At 74.9% G+C, this 2,502-nt stretch carries 2 protein-coding genes; both read left to right on the top strand.

Features of this window, described 5'->3' with window-relative positions; all coding sequences use genetic code 11:
- Positions 1 to 286: 286 nt before the first annotated feature.
- Complete coding sequence (locus FNQ90_RS19550; protein ID WP_143619643.1) at positions 287 to 949, top strand: LuxR C-terminal-related transcriptional regulator; 663 nt, start codon at positions 287 to 289, stop codon at positions 947 to 949.
- A gap of 254 nt (positions 950 to 1,203) precedes the next feature.
- Complete coding sequence (locus FNQ90_RS19545) at positions 1,204 to 2,472, top strand: HRDC domain-containing protein (protein ID WP_182607560.1); 1,269 nt, start codon at positions 1,204 to 1,206, stop codon at positions 2,470 to 2,472.
- Positions 2,473 to 2,502: the final 30 nt, after the last annotated feature.

Raw genomic sequence — 2,502 nt, 5'->3', positions numbered from 1 at the left:
GACGTGTTGTGCGGGCAGGCGGCCACGCCGGGAGCGTGCGATACCCGTCGGTGTTCACGACATCGCGCCGGCTTGTTCCGGGAGTGAAGGGGCATCATGCACCGGGGACCACCGAAACGGGTGTCACGCGCTGGGGCGCGTCCCGGAAATCACCGGTTCGTGATCTTTTCCTCAAGGCCACCCGGCATTCTGCCGAAAGACTCTGTGAGCCATCGATCCGGACGCGTCCGGATTACCCGACTCCCCCGAGTCGGTTCCGTCCCCACCCCACTCCCCGGGAGGCCCGGTGTCCGTTCTTCTCGAGCACCCCACCAGCCTGGTCACCTACCGCCCGAACAAGCCGACGGCCATGGTCGTCGTCGCCGACCCACGCGTCCGCTCCACCGTGACCCGCCACCTGTGGGCACTCGGCGTCCGCGACGTGATCGAGGCGTCCTCGATCGCGGAGGCCCGACCCCGCATCGCCAACCCGCGTGACATCTGCGTGGCCGAGGTCCACCTGCCCGACGGTTCGGGCCTGAACCTGTTGTCGGAGACCCGGTCGGCGGGGTGGCCCAACGGCCTGGCCCTGTCGGCCGCCGACGACATCGGCGCGGTCCGCACCGCGCTGGCCGGTGGCGTGAAGGGCTACGTCGTCACCGGCACCCGCAACAACCTGGCCGCCACCATCCGGCACGGCGCCGCGCCGCTGGGGGCCGCCGCCCTGCGGATGCACCGTCGCCAGCCGGGCCAGCAGGGCCACTCCGGCGGGTACCGGGAGCTGTCCGGCCGTGAGGTGGAGGTGCTGCGCCTGGTCGCCGAGGGCCAGTCCAACAAGGCCATCGGCGTTTCGATGGGACTGTCCGCGTTGACCGTCAAGAGTCACCTGGCCCGGATCGCCCGGAAGCTGGGCACCGGCGATCGGGCGGGAATGGTGGCGGTCGCGCTGCGCACCGGCATCATCCACTGAGATCCCCGCGCCCGGAGGGTGCCGTCCCGGCCCCGCCGTCCGCTCCCGGGAAACCCGGGTCGGCCCCTGCGGGGCACCGGCCACGGCCGGTGGCGGCGGAGGGGCCGCGGGCCCGGCCGTTCCCCGCGTCGCCGGGGCGCCGCTCGCGCCCCGGCGGCGGGCCCGGGGACCGCGGTCGGCCGCCGCCGATGACTGCGCAGAGCCACACGTTGTGCATCGTGCGCACACAGTTACCCTTGTCATACCCTTGACAGGTGACCGAAGCCCAGCAGACCGCCGCCGTGCCCGTTCCGCCTCCTCCCTCAGCGGGGGGACCGACCGGCCCGGCGCCGATTCCTCTGCTGAGCCCCCGGGAGGGCGTACCCCCGGTGATCGCCGACCTCGAGGCCCTGACGGAGCGGATCGAGGCGTTCGCCGGCGGCGCCGGCCCCGTGGCCGTGGACGCCGAGCGGGCCTCCGGCTACCGCTACGGCCAGCGCGCCTATCTGGTCCAGTTGCGGCGCGAGGGCGCGGGCACCGCGCTGATCGACCCCGTGGCCTGTCCCGACCTCTCCGCGCTGGGCGAGGCACTGGCCCCGCACGAGTGGGTGCTGCACGCCGCCGGGCAGGATCTGCCGTGCCTGCGCGAGGCCGGGATGGTGCCGGGGCGGCTCTTCGACACCGAGCTGGCCGGTCGGCTGGCCGGTTTCGCCCGGGTGGGTCTGGGCGTGATGGTGGAGACCGTCCTCGGCTACAGCCTGGAGAAGGGACACTCCGCCGCCGACTGGTCCACCCGCCCGCTGCCCGAGCCCTGGCTGCGGTACGCGGCGCTGGACGTGGAACTGCTGGTGGAGCTGCGCGACGCGCTGGAGGAGGAGCTGCGCGAGCAGGGCAAGCTGGAATGGGCGATGGAGGAGTTCGCGGCGATCGCGACGGCCCCGCCCGCCCCGCCGCGCCAGGACCCCTGGCGCCGCACCTCGGGCATGCACAAGGTGCGGCGACGCCGGCAGCTGGCGGCGGTGCGGGAGTTGTGGTGGGCCCGGGACGGGATGGCGCGGGAGCGAGACCTGTCGCCGGGCAAGGTCCTCTCGGACGCCGCGATCGTGGCGGCGGCGCAGGCGATGCCGCGCGACCTGCGGGCGCTGGCGGCGCTGCCCGGCTTCGGCCCCCGGATGGGACGCCGCCGGCTCCAGCAGTGGCTGGCCGCGGTGGAACGGGCGGCCGAGCTGCCGGAGTCGGATCTGCCGCAGCCGGGTCGGCAGCCGAGCGGACCGCCCCCACCCCGGGCGTGGGCGGAGAAGGACCCGGCGGCGGCCGCCAGGCTCACCGCGGCCCGCACGGCGGTGACGGCCCGCGCGGAGGAGTTGAACCTGCCGCAGGAGAACCTGCTGACCCCCGACACCGTGCGCCGGTTGTGCTGGGAGCCGCCGACCGGGGGCGGTGAGGAGGAGATCCGCGCGGCGCTGCGCGGGTTGGGGGCCCGCGAGTGGCAGATCGAACAGACCACGGACCTCTTGGCGCGCGCCCTGGCGGCGGGCGACTGAGTCGCCTCCCGGCCCCCGCGGCCCGACTCC

This window comes from Streptomyces alkaliphilus, from assembly GCF_014141535.1.
GTDB lineage: Bacteria > Actinomycetota > Actinomycetes > Streptomycetales > Streptomycetaceae > Streptomyces > Streptomyces alkaliphilus.
This window is presented reverse-complemented; position numbering and strand designations above follow the sequence as displayed.